10 protein-coding genes are annotated in these 20118 nt (G+C 63.0%); 5 read left to right on the plus strand and 5 right to left on the minus strand.

From position 1 onward, the window contains the following. Together HMPREF3169_RS13285 and HMPREF3169_RS11760 are read left to right on the plus strand one after the other, a co-directional pair. Nucleotides 1-209, plus strand: a 209-nt coding sequence (locus tag HMPREF3169_RS13285; RefSeq protein ID WP_168166288.1) for a hypothetical protein, incomplete at its 5' end; no start/stop codon positions are given. Between the two features lie 475 nt (nucleotides 210-684). Then, nucleotides 685-1845, plus strand: a complete 1161-nt coding sequence (locus tag HMPREF3169_RS11760) for an RtcB family protein (protein WP_070456780.1) — start codon at nucleotides 685-687, stop codon at nucleotides 1843-1845. Between the two features lie 137 nt (nucleotides 1846-1982). Here HMPREF3169_RS11760 and HMPREF3169_RS13195 read toward each other — a convergent pair whose 3' ends face one another. Then, nucleotides 1983-3260: a Fic family protein gene (locus tag HMPREF3169_RS13195; protein ID WP_070456783.1), complete on the minus strand. Its 1278-nt coding sequence runs from the start codon at nucleotides 3258-3260 to the stop codon at nucleotides 1983-1985. A 127-nt stretch (nucleotides 3261-3387) separates the two neighbouring features. Between HMPREF3169_RS13195 and HMPREF3169_RS13545 the strand changes: the two genes are divergently transcribed. Then, nucleotides 3388-3510, plus strand: coding sequence for a hypothetical protein (locus tag HMPREF3169_RS13545; protein WP_256388637.1), 123 nt, complete (start codon nucleotides 3388-3390; stop codon nucleotides 3508-3510). 40 nt (nucleotides 3511-3550) lie between these two features. On the opposite strand, the gene HMPREF3169_RS11770 is transcribed toward HMPREF3169_RS13545, so the two are convergent. The 3 genes from HMPREF3169_RS11770 to HMPREF3169_RS11780 form a co-directional block, all read right to left on the minus strand. Next, complete coding sequence (locus HMPREF3169_RS11770) at nucleotides 3551-12652, minus strand: type I polyketide synthase (protein ID WP_070456786.1); 9102 nt, start codon at nucleotides 12650-12652, stop codon at nucleotides 3551-3553. A gap of 187 nt (nucleotides 12653-12839) precedes the next feature. Continuing rightward, a complete protein-coding gene (locus HMPREF3169_RS11775; protein WP_070456789.1) occupies nucleotides 12840-14378 on the minus strand; it encodes an AMP-binding protein in 1539 nt (512 codons plus the stop codon). A gap of 44 nt (nucleotides 14379-14422) precedes the next feature. Beyond that, nucleotides 14423-16153 (minus strand): long-chain-fatty-acid--CoA ligase, encoded by a 1731-nt coding sequence (locus HMPREF3169_RS11780; RefSeq protein ID WP_070456792.1) that lies wholly within the window; start codon nucleotides 16151-16153, stop codon nucleotides 14423-14425. A 200-nt stretch (nucleotides 16154-16353) separates the two neighbouring features. On the opposite strand from HMPREF3169_RS11780, the gene HMPREF3169_RS11785 reads away from it, so the two are divergent. Further along, nucleotides 16354-16848: a glycosyl-4,4'-diaponeurosporenoate acyltransferase CrtO family protein gene (locus HMPREF3169_RS11785; RefSeq protein ID WP_062036051.1), complete on the plus strand. Its 495-nt coding sequence runs from the start codon at nucleotides 16354-16356 to the stop codon at nucleotides 16846-16848. A 187-nt stretch (nucleotides 16849-17035) separates the two neighbouring features. Here the strand turns inward: HMPREF3169_RS11785 and HMPREF3169_RS11790 are convergent, their stop codons facing one another. Beyond that, nucleotides 17036-18754: a long-chain-fatty-acid--CoA ligase gene (locus tag HMPREF3169_RS11790; protein WP_070456795.1), complete on the minus strand. Its 1719-nt coding sequence runs from the start codon at nucleotides 18752-18754 to the stop codon at nucleotides 17036-17038. A gap of 82 nt (nucleotides 18755-18836) precedes the next feature. Between HMPREF3169_RS11790 and mshA the strand changes: the two genes are divergently transcribed. Then, entirely contained in the window at nucleotides 18837-20102 is a 1266-nt protein-coding gene (gene mshA, locus HMPREF3169_RS11795; RefSeq protein ID WP_070456798.1) for a D-inositol-3-phosphate glycosyltransferase, read from the plus strand. Nucleotides 20103-20118: the final 16 nt, after the last annotated feature.

Genomic DNA, 20118 nt, shown 5'->3' on the forward strand with positions numbered 1-20118 from the left:
GCCACACCAGGTTCTTCGCCTTCGGTGCGATGAGCGGATCAACGCAGTCCAGCGACACGTTGGCCGGGATGCGGCCGGTGCGGAAGACGTCGATGATACCGCCGGTCTGGAAGAGCGCGGCACCCGCCTTGGAGGGACTCGCCCTGCACGTCGTCGATGCGGCCGGCGACCACGACGTCGGCTTTACCCAGAGCAATCTTGCTGCATAACCCAGATAAAGATCCAGCCCACTCTCGACTAGGTCGAGGTGGGCTGAACGATTAAACGAAGCTCATCACGGCGCACGACACCCCGCCAGACGGACGAACAAATGAGCAGGCAGCGAATGCGGTTGAATGGACGGTGTCAAGTTTTTCGTGGCTGGGTGAATTTCTTCGCATCATCAAGCGCATGCAGAAATCGCGTACATCGTGTAGGCTCGCACGCAGCACTAACAGCCCGAAAGAAGAACGAGAAAGCATAAAGGAGGCGAACCGCGATGATGACCTATAACAATCAGCCGCTAGGACGCTTCTTTAAGCAACTCTTCTAACAGGCTGACTTGACCATTTCCCGGGAAAGCGGCCCTGCTTATCCCGGACGTTGGTGCCAGCCGCGCGACCCGCGCGCAAACTTATAAGTCAGCCGCCCAAGCAGGCCCTTTCTCACGAACTGCGTTACGCAAACGCAGAGAAAGGCTCTTTTATGCGCCTGCACAACTTCGCCTCCATTGTTGAAGACAAGACGGTGGCGCAGGCACAACTCGTCGCTGACCTGCCCTTCGTCTACCCACACGTGGCGCTCATGCCTGATGCCCACTTTGGCAAGGGCTCCTCGGTCGGCACCGTCTTCGGCACGCTGCGTGCCGTCATCCCGGCGGCCGTCGGCGTGGACATCGGTTGCGGCATGATTGCCGTGCGGACCCACCTCACGCACGCGGATATCCAGGACTTCGCTCTCGAGGACCTGCGCGCCGCGGTCGAAGACTCCATTCCGCTCTCGCCCGGAAACTACAACGGTTGGATCATGGACCCTCGCACCGAGGCCCGTACGCGTGAGCTCGCGCAGCTGGCCCAGGACACTGGCGTGGACCTTAGCCATTCGAAGCACTGGCGCCAGCAGTTGGGCAGCTTGGGCGGTGGCAACCACTTCATCGAGCTGTGTCTCGACGAAGAGGACCGCGTCTGGCTCTTCCTGCACTCCGGCTCGCGCGGCGTGGGTAACAAGATTGCACAGAAGCACATCAAGGCTGCGCAGCGCCACTGCGAGAAGCACTGGATCCAGCTCGCGGACAAGGACCTGGCCTACCTCGTCGAGGGCACGGAAGAGTTCGACTCCTACATTGCGGATCTCCACTGGGCACAGCACTTTGCGCTGCTCAATCGCGATGAGATGATGGACCGCTTCCTCGACTGCGTCGCCACCTGGGCTGGTGCGGACCGGGAGACGCTTGAACTCGAGCGCATCAACTGCCACCACAACTACACCCAGCGCGAGAACCACTACGGTAAAAACGTGTGGCTTACGCGCAAGGGCGCCATCAAGGCGGATGAGGGCGACCGCGGTCTCATCCCCGGCTCGATGGGCACCGCCAGTTACGTCGTGGAAGGCAAGGGCTACGCGCCGGGCCTCAAGTCTGCGCCGCACGGCGCCGGCCGCGTCATGTCGCGCACCCAGGCCAAGGCCCGCTTCACCGAGGCGGACCTTGCCGCACGCATGGAAGGCATCGTCTACCGTCCCGGCGCCGAGTTCGTCGATGAGATTCCGGACGCCTACAAGGACATCGACCGCGTGATGGCCGATGCCACCCAGCTCGTTGAGGTCAAGCACACCCTGCGCCAGATCCTCAATGTTAAGGGCACCTAACCTGCTCCATTATGGGACCGTCACTTTGAGTGACGGTCCCTTTTGCGCTTTCCGATGCCCCCTCCTGCAGCGTCGCACCAGCACGACGCTTTGCCTTATGCAAGGAAACGAAGTGCGTGACTACTAATGATTACTGCTTATTTATCGCGAAGGGCTGGAACCGCTCGGCCGGTCGGAGGTGAAAGCCGAGTATTAAACTGCGTCGAGGCGAGTTGGCGTTCAGCATCGTCGACCAACATGAAAACATCGTCAGCGAAGTAACCGAGAAGCCCGCCCGCACCGATGACTTTCTTACGCAGAATGCCAGCGTCGGTGAGTGAATCGAGAGCATCTCGGGCCGTGCTTGTCGATGAAATCCCCAGCTCGGACTTCACGATGGGCACCGTGACCAAAGGCATGGCAGGAAGCTTCTTGAGCAGTTGGAACTCCGTCGAATTCGATTTCAATGCGCGCTTGCTTCCTTGCGCAGTGCGGTGGTGATTGACCTTGTCCATCCATTCTGCTTCTAGGGTAGCGACGCTATCCGCAAGTTCAGCTGCTTTGGTGGTGGCGACTTGTGCAGCCTCGACGAAGAAAGAGATCCATGCCAGCACGTCACCTTCGCGGAATTTCGTGAGTCCGTCGACGTAACGGTCACCGAGCGTTGCCAGAACCATACTGACGGGGAGAACCGCAGCATCGGTGAGCCCTCTGCGCTGCAAAAGCGCGTGAATCATGGCTCGCCCCACGCGTCCATTCCCATCCGGGAATGGGTGGATGGTCTCGAACTGTGCATGAACGAGCGCTGCTTGAACGAGCGCGGCGTGGTCTGCCCCGTTGAAGTATTCAATGAGATCGTCGAGGAGTCCTGGGACTTGTACAGGAGGCGGGGGGACAAAAGCCGCATCGATGGGGTGATAGTCGGCCCCGCCAATCCAGTTTTGAGTAGTTCGTACTCCTTGCAAAGGCTTTTCTGCAACGAGCACTGTCTGCATTGCAACAATGTCATCCAGGACTAGCTCGTCTTTGTAAGCCAAGTCTGCATTGATGGTGTCGAGGATGGCGACATTGCGGGCGACAGCTGTTGCGGATTCTTTGAAACCCCGAATTTCGGAATCTGATTCACGCGCGAGGATCGCCATGGCCACCTTGTCGGAGTTAGGAGCGATTCCCTCGATCCGGGAGGAAGCGACGGCCTCAGAACGGAGCAGGAGTCGCGCAACTCCTTCAAGGGAGTGGGTATTGTCTCTCATTCCAAGATTGTGAATTTCCCGCTCGATGCGAACGATACGTCGCGAGAGCTCGGACGGAAGCTTCAACGACAGGCCTGCAAGTGGATCGGGAACGAAAGCGTGATACTTACCTCCTTGTTTTGCGCGTCGAGAAAGACCACTGCCATCAGCGGGGATCCATTCCAATTCGACTGTCTTTGCCATAGTTGACTCCTCTCATGCGCTCGACGCATTGGGGATAAGACTTATCCCGGTAGATCGATATCCTAGTTTACCGGGATAGCTGTTATCCCGGTGGACTGCGAGCGCAATGCGCCAGATAGCTTTTATCGTGAGTCACTGCTTTGCAGACGCGCCGCTTCCGGTGATCAATCAGGCGATTCAGATGATTCAGACCGGCGATATCGTTTCCGCCGTTTATGACCCTGAGAAGCAAAAGTTGGTCGAGCGTTAGCTGAAACGTAGTGGCCGATTCGATGGCGGATACCTAACGACTACACACTCGGGAATTCCCCGTTTGCGCCCAGGCGCGCATCGGCGTCGAGGAGCATGGAGATTTCCGCGGCCTTGTCGGCGTCGACGAGGCCGTAGCCGTCAATCATCACCTTGGCGTCGGCGTGCGGCAGGCGGCGGCCGTCGATGACCTCGAAGAGCGGCGCGCGGCCCAGCATGCCGGCCTCGAAGTGGGCGTGACCCGCGGCGAGGCGCTGCTCGGCACGCTCGCGCCAAGCAGCTGCAGCGTCAGTTCCGCGCTGCTTGGCGACGGCCTCCTCAAACACGCCCGGGTGCGCGTACACGATGAGCGCGCCGACGTGTCCGAAGCCGAGCGAGGTCAGCGCCGCTGCCTTCACGCTGCGGCCCGCGGCTGCCAGATCCAGCGGCGAACGCAGCCACACCAGGTTCTTCGCCTTCGGTGCGATGAGGGGATCGACACAGTCCAGCGAGACGTTGGCGGGGATGCGCCCGGTGCGGAAGACGTCGATGAGCCCGCCGGTCTGGAAGAGCGCGGCGCCGGCCTTGGAGTGGCCGGTGAGCGTCTTTTGCGAAATGACGAACATCGGCTGATCCGCGTCGCGGCCGATAGCTGGCCACAAGATGGAGTGCAGCTCGGACTCGTTCGGGTCGTTGGCGTTGGTGGAGGTGTCGTGCTTGGACAGGACCGAGACGTCGTTCGGGCTAAGGCCCAGCCCGCGCAGCGAGCGTGCGAGACGAGAGTTCTCGCGACCACGACCGGCGCCCAGGGCGCCGAGGCCCGGAGCCGGAATGGAGGTGTGGGCGCCGTCGCCGTAGGAAGCGGCGTGGGCGACCACGGCGAGCACCGGAAGGCCTAGCTCTTGCGCGAGACTACCTCGCACAAGCAGGACGGTGCCGCCACCCTCGCCCTCGAGGAAGCCGCCGCGGCGGCGGTCGTTGGCGCGGGAGATGAAGCGCTCGTCGATGCCCTTCGCAGTCATCGCTGCGGTCTCTGCGGTGGCGTTCATGTCGCCGAAGCCTTGGAGAGATTCAACCTGAACGTCGTCGATGCCACCGGCGACCACGACGTCGGCCTTGCCCAGTGCAATCTTGTCGACGCCCTCCTCGATGGACACCGCGGCCGTGGCGCAGGCGCCGATGGGGTGGATCATCGAGCCGTAGCCGCCGACCAAGGACTGCATGGTGTGCGCCGCGATGACGTTCGGCAGTGCTTCCTGCAGGATGTCGGATGGGCGCTCCTCGCCGAGGAAGCGGGAGACGAAGACCTTGTGCAGGGACTCCATGCCGCCGATGCCGGTGCCCTGCGTGGTGGCAACCTGGCCTGGGTGGATGGACTGCAGCAGCTCAGCAGGGGAGAAGCCTGCCTGGGTAAAGGCATCGACGGCGGTGACCAGGTTCCACACGGCCATGCGGTCGAGGGAGTCGAGCATGTGGTCCGGGATTCCCCAGCGGGCGGCGTCGAAGTTATCCGGCATCTGGGCCGCCACGGTGCGGGTGAGCGTGGCCTTGCGCGGCACCTTTGCGGTGGCGCCCTTGCGGCGGGTGACCTCCCATTCGCCGTCAGCCTCGCAGATGCTGGTGAACTCTGGGTCGGCCTCGGCGATGTCGTGGGCGGTGGCCTCGGAATCGACGGTGAAGGTGATGTCGCGGTCCAAGAACACCGTGGTCAGGTCGATGGAGCCGCGGTCAACCAGGTGGTACTTATCGGTGAGCTCGCGGATGCCGGCGCGGGCCACGACCTCGTCGCGGAAGCGCTCGTAGATGTCCTCTTCCGCAATCTGTTCGTCAGTCTCGCCGACGAACCAGCCCGGCGTGGGCTCCTCGTGCCATGCGATGAGGCCGGTCATCCACGCGAGTTCGATGACACCGGCGGCGGTCAGCTCGCAGGAGCCGTCGCGCTGCAGGCCATACTCGGCCTCGAAGCGGGTGCGGCCGGAACCCCAGGAGCTCACCTCGCCGATACCGGCGATGACCACCATGTCGTCGAGGTCGGTGGTGATGTCGCCAAGTTCCTCAGCCAGCTGCGGCTGCACCGGGCGTGCCGGGGAAGGCAGTGCCTTGATGCGGGCGGTGGTGTTCTTGACGGCACTCTCTGCAGCGGACTGCGCAGCAGGCTTCTCGACCTCTAGGGAGGTCAGCGAGAAGCCTTCGAGACCGCCGGTGAGGTCTGCCTCGATCGGGCGTTCGGTGGCGCGGGCGCGGGACTCGGCGGAAGCTAGGTCTAGCAGCTCAGAGGAGATTTCCTCCGGCGACCAGACGTGGATGCCGGCCTTCTGCGCGGCTGGAACGAGGACATCGTTGCCGCCCATGAGGTGAGTGCCTGCGACCCAGCCGATCTTGGCTTGCGCTAGGGTGACGCCGGCAGGCCAACCAGCTTCGACGTTCCACTTGGCCAGGATGGCGTCGAGCGCGGCCTTGACTTCGCCATAAGCGCCGTCGCCGCCGAAGGTGCCGCGGTTGGGTGAGCCCGGCAGGACCACGTGGCACCGGGTGGGGCTCGGGGCCTTGACCGCGAGGTCAGAGAGGCCGCCGATGAGGCGCTCGACCGACCACAGCAGCAGGCGAGCCTGGGACTCCGTGGAGGAGCCGGCGTCTGCAAGCGAGCCGGAAACAGACGGTGCCGCGAATGGGAATGCCAAGGTTGGGGTGAGCGCTGGCTTGAGAATCTTCACCTCGTTGCCCACGGATTCGCGCTGCTCGGAACCGATCCACTCCACCAGGGAGTCCACGTCGTGGAAGCTGGTGAGGTTGGCCGGAACCAACCACAGGGCAGATCCCTGGCGGCCGTGCTCGGCGTAGAGGCGGCGGGCGAATTCCTTACGGGATTGGGTCACTCGCGATGCCGTCATGATGACGGTTGCGCCGCCTGCGAGGAGGCGCTCGACAAGCGCGGTGGCGATGGAGCCAGGAGCGGCACCGGTGACGAGGGCGACGTCGTCGGCGTAAGCGCCGCGTTTGGTGGACTCGGCGGCTGCGGCTATCTGCTCGAAGTGGGCAGAGTCGACGGCGGTGTTCCCCGAGCGTGCCCACCAACGGGCCTGTTCAGCCACGGTGGCGCCGGCGCCCTGGAAGGCGGCAGGCTGCGCGCGCTCGTCGTCAGCTGCGATCTCACCGAGTGCTACGCGGGCGAGGCGCTCGCGGGCGGTGGCCCAGGCGTCGTCGAAAAGCACGGCGTGTGCCGCGTCGAAAGAAGGGGTGACGGACTTGAGCCAGCCGGAACCGAGCTCGGCCTCGACGACCTCGATGACCTCGGTGTCTGGGGCGGTGGCCTCGGCAGGCTCGGCGACGTGGCCGAGCTGGGTGAGAACCTGGCGGGCCGCGGTGGCGAGCACGCCGTTTACACCGGTCACGGTCTCGGCGTAGGCCTCGAGAGCGGCGGAATCCACGACCCCGCCGGAGGCTCCACCTGCGGCAGCGCCCTTGGAGACACTGGCGCCGTGCGCATTGGCGACGCCCTGGACGGCGGCGTCGATAAGCTCGTGCGCCGCGGACTTGCTGGTGGCGCTGGACGCAACCGTGTTCAGGCTGCCGCCGCGGACGGAATCCTCGTCGCGGGAGCCGAGCAGGATTTCGGCCTCGACGTGGGCGACCCAAGACTCGGGCAGGCCCCAGGTGCCGGTGACGTACTCGGCCACCGCGGCGGGCTTGAGGCCCGCAGCGCCGAGCAGCTGGCGCAGGCGTGCGGTGACGGCCTCGCCAAGGACGCTGCCGAAAGGCGCGTAGCCAGGGGCGGCGGCGTTGACCTTTTCGCGCAACGAAGCGACGTCGGCGTCTGCGGCGCCATCGATTGCAGGCACGCCGATCTCAGCGGACATGTCCATCAGGAGCTGGTTGCGGCGCGAGGAAACGCCGTTGGTGAGCTCCTCGATGGTGTCGGAGTCGTTGATCTGGTCGATGCGGATCTTGTTCTGGAACGCGAAGAGCACCATAATGGCCTCGGCCGCGCGGAAGGTGAGCTCGGGGGCGGCACCTGCGGAAGTCGCGGCCGGGGCAGGAACTGCGGGAATGAACTCGGCCGGGGCTGACGCGGATTCAGCGGCTGGGGTGGCTGGAGCAGCTGGGACCGACGCGGCCTCGACAGCCGGTTCCTCTGTCTCTGGGGCGGTCTCGGGTTCTGGTGCTGCCTGGACGTCCTGGAGCATGACCTGGTCTTGGTCGCGCTCGACGTTGAATACGGGCAGGTCGCGGCCTGCCACGGCCAGGGAGCGCTTGGCCAAGTTGGTCAGGGTTGGGGAGGCGGCAAGGCCGACCTCGATTAATTGATCGACCTCGTCGAAGAGCAGTTCCTGGGTCTCAATCCAGCGCACCGGGGAGGCGAACTGCCAGGACAGCAGCTCGATGAGGAGCAGGCGGGCGAGTGCCTGCGGCTCAAGCGAGGAGGCGTCGAGGCCGTCGAGCTTGCCAGAAGGAGCCATCGGGGCCACGGTGTCGACGAATTCTTGGGTCAGCTCGAACGGTACTGCTACGAGGTTTGGCACGTAGCGGCCGACCAGCGCGTCGAGGTCGAGCTCAGCCGGAAGGAGCTCGTCGAGCTTCTCCGCAAACGCGGCCACGCCATCGCGCAGCACGCGGGAGTGGAACGGGACGTCGATGCCCGGAACCATCACGGCTGCGCGTTCCTTGACAGCGTTGGCGCGGCGGACCAGCTCGCGCAGGCCGGCCTTGGTGCCAGCCACGGAGTACTGCTGACCGCGGATGTTGTAGTTGACGATTTCTAGGAACTCGCCGGTTTCTTCCGCAATGGAGGCGACGTAGGTGTCCACCTCATCGCCGCTCACGCCGATCATGTTCGGACGCAGTGCGGCCATGGCGTATTCGGAGTTACCCTCCGCGTCGCGTGGAACGAGGCTGCCCATCGCGGAGCCGCGGGAGTAGACGATGTCGATGACCGCTTCGAGGTCAAAGATGTTAGCCAGCGAGGCCAGCGCTGTGTACTCGCCCAGCGAGTGGCCAGCGTACATCGAGTTGGAGCCGATGGCGTTGTTCTCACGCAAGCGCTCGGTCTGTGCGTACGCCACGACTGCCAGGGCGACCTGGGTGAATTGGGTCAGGTGCAAAACACCCTGTGGGTGCACGAAGGTCTGCTCGCCGACGCGCAGGGACGTGGGATTCTCGTCGATGATGTGTCGGATACTAAAGCCCAGCGCCGCACGGGTGTGCTGGTCGGCGCGGCGCCAAATCTCCCGCGCGGCCGGGGAAGCGGCGCGGTCCGTGCTGCCCATACCCTCTGCTTGAATGCCCTGACCCGGGTAGATGTAGGCGGTGCGCGGCTGTGCAAGCAGCGCCTGCCCGCGGGAGACTACTTCGCCGTCGATGCGGCAGGTGACTTCGAGCGCGGCGTGGATGCCCTTGCGGCCGACGCGCTCGACGACAATGTCAATCACATCGTTCAACTGCACCATTCCGTACATGGAATAGGTCCAGCCCACCACCTGGCCGTGGCGGGCCGCGAGGTGCTGCGCGGTGGCAGAAAGCCACATGCCATGGACCAGCGGAGCCTCGAGAGCCACGAGCTGGGCGGCGTTATAAGAAGTGTGGATGGGGTTGTAATCGCCCGAGACCAGCGCGAATGGGGTCATATCCTGCGGGGCAGTGACTACCGCGCGGTCGATAAAGGAGCGCGGGGTGGAGGTGACCTTTGTCGAGGATTTGCCGCCGCCCCACTCCGGAGCCGGCGTAGGTGCCGCGGTGCCGCTCGCGCGCCCACGGATGGCAAAGCGCTGTACTTGCATAGCGACGATTTCGCCCGCTTTTTCCGGGACGTCGGGGCCGTTGCACAGTTCGAGCTCCACGGTCACGATTCGCCCGGAGGCGGATTCCTCGATGGAGGTGCACTGGGAGGTGACGTCGATGCGGCGGCCGTCGGCCAGCTGGGCGAGCGGAACACGCAGGTCCACGAGGTGATCTAGGTGCACGGCGTTGAGCAGGCCCTCGATGACTGGGTAGCCATCGGGCAGCAGGCCAGAGCCCAGCGCGGTGTAGATGGCCGGCCAGCAGGGGCCGACCAACACATCGGGAGTGCCCACCGGCAGGGCTTTCTCCGCTACGGGTAGGCCAGCGCCGGTGACAGCCGTGTGCGCCTCCAGCAGAGAAGCCGGCAGGTGGAAGGAGTAGTGCGCGCGGCCGAAAGGCGCATCCGCGTCGATGCTGCCTTCTGCGATGCGTGGCATCTCGTCGATGACGTCGCCTTGCTCGGCCACCGAGCCCACGCCGGCGAGGCCGCGCAGGAGCGCGAAGACGGCATCGGGCAGGCGCTCGTGGGAGACCACCGGCGAGCCACCCGTGGCCACATCGGCTGGCAAGTCCACAGGCACGGTGACCTCGCGGACGTAGAAGGGGCGCTGTTTATCCGGCAAATTGTCCCAGTAGGAGTCGGCGTGAATAACAATTTCCCATTGGCCGGTCTCATCCTGGCGTAGCTCAAAAGCGGAGTCATTCATGTGGAAGGCCGGGTTATCCATCAAGTGGCCATGCCAGACCAGGGTGGGGGAAGCCTTGATGAATTCCGCGGCGTCAGCAACCGCGTGCAAGCGGGAGAAGAGGCGTTGCGGCTCGGCGTTTGTATCGCGCAACTGTTGGGTGGTGGCCGCCTCGAAGCGCGCGAGCAGCTCCGCCACGGGCTCATCCTTGCGCGTGATTCCGGCAACCGACACGGGGCCGGGGATGATGCGCACTTGGTCGGCGGTGTAGCGCGGGTCCTGCGCCTGCCACAGCGTGTCTTTGCCAAACCACGTCTTGAGATCGCCGTCGATGGCAGGCACCCACGGCATGGGTTTTACATGCTTGTAGTGCAGCGAGATCCACCAGGCGGCGTCCCGTGGGGACACGCTTGTCGACGCCGCCTCCGGGTAGGTTTCCAGCAAAAGCTTTAAAGCGGCAGGGGCATCGTGGACGTCATCGATGCTTGGGAAAAGAGTGTCGATCTCACCGTGATCCACCGGGTTGAGGCGTGCTTCCACGCGATGGAGAAGGTCGAAGAAGCGGTCATCCCAGGTGGGATCGACGAAGGGGTCGGCGAGCTCGACGAAGCGCTCCAGCCACTGGGCGTAGGTCATCTTCTCGACGTCGCCGAAGTAAGGCTTCGAGGTTTTGTTAAGTGCGGCGATGATTTCTGCGCGGTGGGCGGGGTAGTCCTCGGTGGACAAGGAAGTGATAAGGCGCGAGGCCGCGGCGAAGGAGTTGTCGAGGTCGTGGATATCGGCCAACAGGTGGGATTGGGAGGAGGCCACGCCATTGGTGCCGGTGCCGCGGCCGACCCAGCCGCCGTTGTCTTCTGGCGAAATGCCGGTGGTGCCTACCAGTAGCTCCTTGACCGAATCGGTGGCCTTAGCCTCCTTGGTGGCCATGGCGACGGTGCCGATGAAGACGGCGTCGACAGGCAGGCGCAGCTGACCGTAGCGCAGTGCCCACTTGCCGGTGAGATAGTCGGCGGCGCGCTGTGGAGTAGAGATGCCTCCGCCCACTGCGAGCACTACGTTGTTGTGCTCACGGATTGCGGCGTACGTTTCGAGCAGCATGTCATCGAGGTTGACCCAGGAGTGGTGGCCGCCTGCGTGGCCGTCCTCGACCTGCATGATGATCTGGTCATCCGGGTAGGCGGCAGCGATCTTGAGGACGTCGCGAATTTGCTGGGCGGTGCCGGGCTTGAAGGAGATATAGGGGAAGCCATCGCTGTGGAGCTGGTTCAGTAGCGAGCCTGCTTCCTCGACTTCTGGGATGCCGGCAGAAATGCACACGCCGTTGAAGGAAGCGCCGGCCGCACGCGCCTTGGGCACGATGCGGGTTTGGCCGAATTGCAGGTTCCACAGGTAGCGGTCGAAGAACATGGTGTTGAACTGCGCCGTGCGGCCTGGGTTCAAGTGTTCTTCCATCACTTTAAGGTGAGCGCGGAAGACCTCGTCGGAGTACATTCCGCCGCCGGCCATCTCGGTCCAGTGGCCGGCGTTTGCGGCGGCGGCCACGATCTCGCCGTCGGCGGTCGTTGGTGTCATGCCGCCCAGCATGATGGGCGAGAGACCCGTGAGATCGGAGAATCGGGTTTGGGTATAGAAACGGCCATCGGGAAGCTCCACCAGGCGGGGCGCGAAGTCGCGGTAATCAAGCGGCTCGGGCAGCTCCGTGCCCGGTGTGGCCAGGGCGTCGCGTTGCTCGGGCGTAGCAATCTCTACGATGACGCTGCCGCTGCCGGTGACCAGCGGCTCGCTCAGGCGCGTTAGGGAAGCGTCGAGGCTGAGCAAAAACTCTGAGCCTTGTGCTTGCTTTTCAGCGATGTTTGTCTGGATAAGGCTCGGCCAATCGTGTTCTTCGACGAGGATTTCGCGCGCCAGGCCGTGGTCTGCGATTCCGCAGGCAGCTGCCCATTTTTCGGTGAGCTCGGCGGCGGCGTGAAGGCTGGGATGGTGGAAGGGAAGGGCTACTGGAAGCTCGGTGGCGTGGAGCTCGATCTCGTCGCCGCCTACGGTCCGCTCTGCGAGAGTGGCGTTGTATTCATCCACTGCGCCTTCCAGGGCGGCGCGCGTGGCTGCGAGGCAGTCCGGGGAACCGGATAACGCGAAGGCCCGGCGGCCGTTGACCACGGCTATGGCGGCATCGCCTTGGAGACGTTCCTCCACGAACTCGCGCGTGAGTCCGCGCAGCGCCAGCATGTGCGAGCGGGCGTCGACGCTGCCGTGGCTTGCCGACGCCGCCGTTCCCATCACTAGCGCCAAGCTCAGCGCCTCCTGCGGGTCGCGCAGCGCCAGCACTCCGAGGGAGCCTTGGGAGTGGCCGAGTGCTTTTTCCGGGCGCAGGCCCAGCTGCGCGAGATGCTCCACTGCGGCGATCTGCCCGAGTACGATTCCCGGGATGGAATAGGCAGGGAAGACGTCTGCGTCCTGGATGCTTTCCTCGCCGTCTATAAGTGCCTGCAGGCGGTCGAAGACGCCGGGGCAGGTTGACGCGATTTGGCGCGCGACTGGGGCGGTGGTGGTGCGGGTGGATTCGAGGAGCTCGACCAGGCGGGTGCGAACCTGTGGCTGCGCGGCGGCCTGTGCGAGTGCCTTCTGCCAGGCAGAACCCTGGCCGGGGAAGAGGATGGTGGCGCCAGTTAGGCGGTGAAGTGGCGTCAGGGATGACAAATGCATCGGGTTATTACCTCGGAAGTTCTTGGTTGGAAGAAAAAGGGGGAGAGGAAGTAAAACCGCGTTAAAGAATAGTTAGCTATAACAAAATAAACGCGATGACGACACGGTATCTTACGCAGGCGTAAGGTTGCAGCCTTATTCACCCAAAATGTGAGGTTTTACTCAACTTTGGGGGTGGTTGGAAGAATTACAGAAAACGCTCGGCCACAGCACGGCGTCGGAGTTTGCCCAGGCCATCGCGGCCTAGGTCTGGAACCACGATGAACTCGCGTGGGACCTTATAGCGGGCGAGCTGGCCACGGCACCACTCGCGGAATTCTTCCTGCGTGGGTTGCGCGGCATCCGCGGGCGCGCCGGGTTGGGCGCTGGCGAGCACGATGCAGGCGACGACGTCCTCGGAGCCGTCGGGGCGGGGGCGGCCGATCACGGCGGCGTCGGCAAGCGCAGGGTGAGAAAGCAGCACCTCTTCGACCTCGCCGGGGTAGACGTTGAAACCGCCGGTGATGATGGTCTCTTTGAGGCGGGCGCGCAGGGTGATAAAGCCATCGGCGTCCTGAGTGGCGAGGTCGCCCGTGCGCAGCCATCCGTCCTGGAAAGCGGTGCGGGTGGCCTCCGGATTGTGGAGGTAGCCGGAAAAGACCTGCGGCCCGCGCACGAGCAGCTCCCCGGTATCGGGGTCGATGCGTACCTGCGTATCCGGCATAGGGATGCCAATGCAGCCGGCGCGGCGGTGTTCGTTCAAAGGATTGCAGGTCACCACGGGCGCGGCCTCGGTAAGCCCATAGCCTTCCACGAGGAAGCCGTGGGCTTGAGTCTCCCACTGGCCGATGGTTGCAGAAGGCAGCGTCGCGGCGCCGGAAATGGCTTGGGTGATCTTCGGAAGCTCCGGTGCGGCGTCCACAATGCGCTGATAAACCGTAGGGACCGCGGGCAGCCAGGTGGGAGGGGCTGCCGCAATTGCCGCAAGGATAAGCTCCAAGCGCGGGGCGGGTACGAGGCTAATCGACGCCCCCGTGACCACACCTACCGTCAGTGACATGGTCAGGCCATAGGAGTGGAACAGCGGCAAAACCGCCATCGCTTGTGGGTGCTCCTCCGGTAGGCGCCAGTGGGCCATTTGCAGTGCGTTGGCGGCGAGATTGCCATGAGAGAGCATGGCGCCCTTGGGGGTGCCCGTGGTGCCGGAGGTGTAGAGGATGAGTGCGAGATCGTCTTTGTTTACTTCGGCCCGTGGCGTTTGCTTCTTACCCTCGGCGAGGAAATCTTCCCAGTCTGCGTCGGCGTCGATGACGTGCTCAAGCTGCGGCAACTCGCGGAAGATGCCTACCGCGGGCCCCTGTGCGATGGCTACGCGGGCGCCATGGTGGGCCACCATCGGGGTCAGTTCATGCGTGGTGAACTGGGGATTGTGCTCCACCACGGCAGCGCCCAAGCGCAGTGCCGCATAAAAGGCAATGACGTGGGCGGGGCGGTTAGCAAGCGCCAAGGCCACGAAGTCGCCGCGCTGCACGCCGCGGGCGCTCAGTGCGCTGGCGGCCCGGTTGATCTCGGCGTCGAGCTGCGCATAAGAAAGTTCTTCTCCCATATAACGCAGTGCCACCCGCTCGGGGTGCGCAGCGATGGTCTCAGCCAGTTGGCTAAGAAGCGTGGCGTTGCCGTAGTCCAACGAGGTGGGTGTCCATTCGCCATAGAAGCGGTGCCAGGGCTGAGAAGAAGAAAACTGCATCGCTTTTTAAGCTTAGCCCTGGCTGCTATGGCGGGCCTAAACCGCTAGCTGTGTTTCCCGGACTTTAGGCGCTGCAGCAGATCCGCCTGCACTTCGCGGCGGCGAACCTTGCCCAGCTGGTCTGCGGCAAGGTGCTCGAAGTGATAGAAGGTGCGCGGCACCTTGTAGCGGGTAAGGTTCTGGCGCGCGAAGTCCTTCATGCCTTCTGGGTCGAGGGCGGCGCCGTCGCGCAGGATGACGCAAGCGACGACGTCCTCGGAGCCGTCTTCTCGCGGGCGGCCCACCACGGCGACATCGACGACGTCGGGGTGCATGCCGATGACCTTTTCGACTTCACCAGGGTAGGCGTTGAAGCCGCCGGTGATGATCATCTCCTTGATGCGGGAGACGATCTTGATGAAGCCATCGGACTCCATGACCGCCATATCGCCGGTGCAGAACCAGCCATCGTGGAAGGCCTTTTCAGTGGCTTCTGGGTTCTTGAAGTAGCCCTTGAACACCTGCGGGCCGCGCGCGAGCAGCTCGCCGGGCTCGCCGTCTGGCATGGTCTCGTCAAGGTTGTCCGGGTTAGCGATACGGATTTCGGTATCGGGGAAGGGGATGCCGATGTAGCCGGGGCGTCGTGAATTGTTCATCGGATTGCCGGTAAGGACCGGGGAAGTCTCGGTGAGGCCGTAGCCTTCAACCAATAGGCCGCCGCTCAAAGACTCCCACTTCTCAACGGTCTCCGGCGGCAGCGCGGCGGCGCCCGATAGCGAGTTGTGTACGCCGGTGATGTCGACGTTGTTGGCTTCTGCAGCTTCGATGATCTTGGAATACAAGGTGGGCACGCCAGGCAGCCAGGTAGGCCGGTGCTTTTTCATGATGTCCATGATGAGCGGGATCTTTGGTGCCGGGGTGAGTACGAGCTCGCCGCCGACGTAGACGCCGAGTGCTGCGAGGAGTGTGAGGCCGTAGATGTGGAACATTGGCAGAGCGGCCAGCATGCGCTCGGGTTTATTGCCAAACTCGGGCACCCAGGCCACACCTTGTTTCACGTTGGCGCAGATATTCGCGTGGGTGATTTCCGCGCCCTTCGGTGTACCCGTGGTGCCGGAGGTGTACAGGATGATGGCGGTGTCTTCGGGGTGAATTTCGGCGTCGGCAAGCTTGGTGCCATCGCCGCCGATTGCGGTGCCGGTCAGGGTGCTCCACGGCACGGTGTTGGGCGCTGGGGCGGTGAGCTGCTCGCGCTGCTCCGTGATGGGTGGGATAGGAATGCGCAGGAGCAGCTGCTTGCTGCGCGGCATGGCCTCGGTCATGTTGACGGAGATGATCGTCTCAAGCGGGGTGGTTTCGCGCAGCTGCTCGAAGGTGGCGGTCATCTTGTCCCAGACAATGGCCACGCGGGCGGCGTGATCCTGGAAAAGGCCCTCGAGCTCGTGGGCGGTGTAGAGCGGATTGTGCTCGACGACGATCGCGCCTAACTTGAGCACCGCATAAAAGGCCGCGATGTGCTGTGGGCAGTTAGGAAGCGCCATGGCCACGCGATCGCCGGGGCGGATACCAAAGGCCTTAAGCCCGGCCGCTGCGGCGCGAACCTGGACATCTAGCTCGTGGTAGCTCTGTTGGCGTCCAAAGAACCAGGTAGCCGGCCAAGTTCCGTGCTTGGCAAGGTTCTCGTTGTAGATATCAAGCAGGGTCTGTTCGCCGTAGTCGAGGTGGTGGTCGGTCCACTCGGCGTAGCTGGCAAGCCAGGCTTTGGACTCGTATGCAGATGGCTGGGTATCCGACATGACGTCACTCCTTTGGGGTGGCAAACAATTTTGTTTCGGACAGTATAACCATTTTGTGAACTAAACACTTCTGCCTGCCAAACTTTTGCGATGGGGTAGTTGCCGTTTCTCCTTAGCTCGCCGTGTTTGTGGTCCGCTAGAATTCACATTTGTACTCATAGTTCTTGCAGGAACCGAGACGGGGAAGCGGTGAGTGTTTCGTGGTTGCTTTACTTTTCACGGCTGCGGGAATCTACGGCCTCGTTGTAGTGGCGGGCGCGGTTGGTGCTGATTCCGTGGGGTTTGTTGTCACGGTAACGCTCATGGGGTTTGGCTTTGCGCTGTTCGTCGGTGGCTCACTGGAGCGCTATCTTCCGGCCTCGTTGTGGCGCCGATTCTCTCTTTCACGTGCTGCCAGCCGACGTTGGGGCGTGGATTGCTTCAACGCCTTTCTCTGGCGAATCGGTTGGAACAAGCACATAGTCGCAATGCGAAAGCGCGAATCGGATGGCAATGAGAAAGGTCCGATCCTGCGGCACGTCCGCGCCTCTGCGGTTGGGCATTCGTGGTCGGTGCTGCTTCATGTAGCCAGTGCGATTTGGGCGGTTACCGCCGACGGCTGGCTGGCAGCGGTAGTCCTCCTAATGATCGGGATAATTGGCCATGTTTACCCGGTCCTATTGCAGATCCGCGTTATGACGCGGTTGAGGGATTAGTCGTTTCAGGCTGTTGCTGCTCTTTTTGGTCCCGTGCAAAAGTTCCCTTTCAAAGGGTTGTATGTCGAGTAGAAGCTCGTCAGAAAACGGCCAAAAGCTCTTTTTGCCCGGCGATGGGAGCTGAGCAAAAAGAGCTTTTGAAGGGGAGCTTTTGGAAGGGACCGGGAAGTCGAGCCGGAAGCAGCGGTTACTGCCCAGCCTTTTCCTTTTCCAGGCGCTCGAGCAGATCGGCCTGGACCTCGCGGCGGCGAATCTTGCCCATCTGGTCCTTGGCCAGTTCCTCGAAGTGGTAGAAGGTACGCGGCACCTTGTAGCGGGTGAGCCGCTCGCGGCAGAATTCCTTCAAACCTTCAGGGTCGAGCGCCACGCCGTTGGCCAAGTCGATGCAGGCCACGACGTCCTCAGAGCCGTCGGAGCGCGGGCGGCCGACAACCGCGACGTCGTCAATCGCCGGGTGTGTACGCAGTACCTCTTCGACCTCACCTGGATAGACGTTGAAGCCGCCGGTGATGATGATTTCCTTGATGCGCGAAACCAGGCGGATGAAGCCGTCTTCTTCCATGATGCCCATGTCGCCGGTGCGGAACCAGCCGTCGTGGAAGGCAGCTTCGGTGGCCTCAGGGTTGTTGAGGTAGCCCTTGAATACCTGGTGGCCGCGGGCGAGGACCTCGCCCTCGACGCCGTCGGGCTGGGTTTCGTCGAGGTTGTCCGGGTTTGCGATGCGGATCTCGGTATCCGGGAACGGGATGCCCACGTAACCTGGGCGGCGATCGGTGCTCATCGGGTTGCCCACGATGATGGGGGAGCACTCGGTTAGGCCATAGCCTTCAACCAGCAGGCCGCCGGTGTATTCTTCCCACTTTTCCACGGTATCGACAGGCAGGGTGGAAGCGCCGGAGAAAGCCGCGCGCACGCCCTTGATGTCAATGTTGTCTTCCTCAGCTGCCTTCACGATGCGCTCGTAGAGGGTCGGCACGCCCGGAATCCACGTCGGGGTGTGCTTCTTCATCAAGTCCATGATGAGGGAGATGTCCGGCTTCGGGATGATGACCAGCTCGCCACCGATGAGCGGCTGCAGGATGACGTTCATGACCAGGCCATAAGCATGGAAGAAAGGCAGCGCACACAGCATGCGCTCTGGCTTATCGCCCAGGCCAGGGACCCAGTGCTTGCCCTGCAGAATCACGGCAAAGAAGTTGCCGTGGGAAAGCTGCGCGCCCTTTGGCTGCCCCGTGGTGCCGGAGGTGTACATGATGACCGCCACGGTGTCCTTGGTGACGTCCTCCGGCGTCGTGACGTCGCGGCCGTCGCCGCCAATCGCGTTGCCGATGAGGCTATCCCAGGTCACGGTGTTCTTTGCGTGGGTAGAAAGCTGCTCGCGCTTGGACTTAAGAAATGGCAGGTACTTCAGCGCCAGCTTCTGAGTCGTTGGCATCGCATCGATCATGTTGATGGAGATGACCGTCTCAAGGTTCGTGGTGCCGCGCAGCTTCTCCAGGGTCGAAGCCGTCTTGTCCCAGGCAATCGCGATGCGGGCGCCGTGGTCTTTGAACAACCCCTCCAGCTCGTGCGCAGTGTAGAGCGGGTTGTGCAGCACGGCGATGGCGCCGAGCTTCAGGATGGCGTAGAAGGCCGCAACGTACTGCGGGCAGTTCGGGGCGACGATGGCCACTTTGTCACCTGGGCGCACTCCAAATGCCCGGAGGCCGGCGGCCGCGCGGCGAACTTGGCGGTCGAGCTCAGCAAAAGTCTGGGTCTTGCCAAAGAAGTACGTCGCGGGCTTATCCGGGTTGATTGCCAGATTGTTGTCGTAAATGTCGAGGAGAGTGGTGTCTCCGTAGTCAAGGTGATGTGGTGTCCACTCTGGGTAGAACTGGAGCCACTCCTTGTTGTCGATTGCCGACATGGGGAATTCAGCACCTTTCGGTTACGTAAGTTTTAGCACGGGCCAGTATAGCCACGAATAGGGAACGCTAGACTGTGTAGCTATGCGCATCGCGATGATTTCTCTGCATACCTCCCCTATCGAGCAGCCCGGTTCCGGCGATGCCGGCGGCATGAATGTCTACGTTCTTAATATCGCGCGGCAGCTGGCTAAGCAGGGAGTAGAGGTCGATGTCTTTACCCGTGCTACCCGGCCTAGCCAGGGGGAAGTCGTCGAGGTTGAAGAGCGCCTCCGGGTTATCAACATCGTGGCCGGCCCGTACGAGGGCCTTGATAAGGAAGACCTTCCCACGCAGATGATCGCCTTTGCCGGTGGCCTGGTGCAGTTCGTGAAATGCTTTGGGCTGGAATATGACCTTATTCATACGCACTACTGGCTCTCCGGCCAGGTGGGCTGGCTGCTGCGTGATCTGTGGGGCGTGCCGCTGGTGCACACGGCGCATACTTTGGCGGCGGTAAAGAATGCTCACCGCACCGCGGACGATGCGCGTGAATCGGAAGCGCGCCGCATCTGCGAGCAGCAGTTGGTCGATAACGCTGACCTGCTCGTTGTGAACACGAAGCAGGAGGCGCAGGATTTGGTCGAGCATTACGACGCCGACCCTTCCCGCATCAAGGTGGTCTCGCCCGGCGCTGACGTTGAGCTGTTTACTCCGGGCACCAACCGCAACACAGAGCGTTCGCGCCGCGAGCTGGGCATTCCGATTCACACCAAGGTCGTGGCCTTCGTGGGCCGACTGCAGAAGTTCAAGGGCCCGGAGGTTCTCATTCGTGCAACCGCTGAGCTCATTGAGCGCGATCCTTATCGCAATATCCGCGTGCTGTTCTGCGGTGGCCCATCGGGGGTGAACTCGACGCCGGAATACTACCAGAACCTGGTGCACAAGCTGGGGCTTTCCAAGCACGTGCGCTTTCTAAGCCCGCGTCCGCCGGAGGAACTGGTCTCCATTTACCGCGCGGCCGATCTGGTGGCGGTGCCCAGCTACAACGAGTCCTTCGGGTTGGTGGCTTTGGAGGCACAGGCCTCCGGTACCCCCGTCATCGCTGCGCGCGTGGGTGGCCTGTCCATCGCTGTGGCAGATGGAAAGACCGGCGAGCTCGTCGACGGCCACTTCCCCGAGGCTTGGGCGGATGCCTTGGAGCACTTGCTTGACGACGACCCGCTGCGCATCAGCATGGGCGAAGCCGCCGTCAGCCACGCCGCGAAGTTCAGCTGGGCTGAATCCGCCAACGTTCTTGCCCGGATCTACGAGGAAGCCCTGCACATCGAGGTCCCGGATTGCCATGCGCGCCGGGCAATTGGTTACTAAGTAGCGGGAGAAAAGA

It is taken from the genome of Corynebacterium sp. HMSC08C04, from assembly GCF_001807495.1.
GTDB lineage: Bacteria > Actinomycetota > Actinomycetes > Mycobacteriales > Mycobacteriaceae > Corynebacterium > Corynebacterium simulans.

Excerpts from the sequence above, each read along its gene's own strand:
- HMPREF3169_RS11760 (WP_070456780.1), top strand. The coding sequence starts at position 685 with ATGCGCCTGCACAACTTCGCCTCCATTGTTGAAGACAAGACGGTGGCG.
- HMPREF3169_RS13195 (WP_070456783.1), bottom strand. The coding sequence starts at position 3,260 with ATGGCAAAGACAGTCGAATTGGAATGGATCCCCGCTGATGGCAGTGGT.
- HMPREF3169_RS11770 (WP_070456786.1), bottom strand. The coding sequence starts at position 12,652 with ATGCATTTGTCATCCCTGACGCCACTTCACCGCCTAACTGGCGCCACC.
- HMPREF3169_RS11775 (WP_070456789.1), bottom strand. The coding sequence starts at position 14,378 with ATGCAGTTTTCTTCTTCTCAGCCCTGGCACCGCTTCTATGGCGAATGG.
- HMPREF3169_RS11780 (WP_070456792.1), bottom strand. The coding sequence starts at position 16,153 with ATGTCGGATACCCAGCCATCTGCATACGAGTCCAAAGCCTGGCTTGCC.
- HMPREF3169_RS11790 (WP_070456795.1), bottom strand. The coding sequence starts at position 18,754 with ATGTCGGCAATCGACAACAAGGAGTGGCTCCAGTTCTACCCAGAGTGG.
- mshA (WP_070456798.1), top strand. The coding sequence starts at position 18,837 with ATGCGCATCGCGATGATTTCTCTGCATACCTCCCCTATCGAGCAGCCC.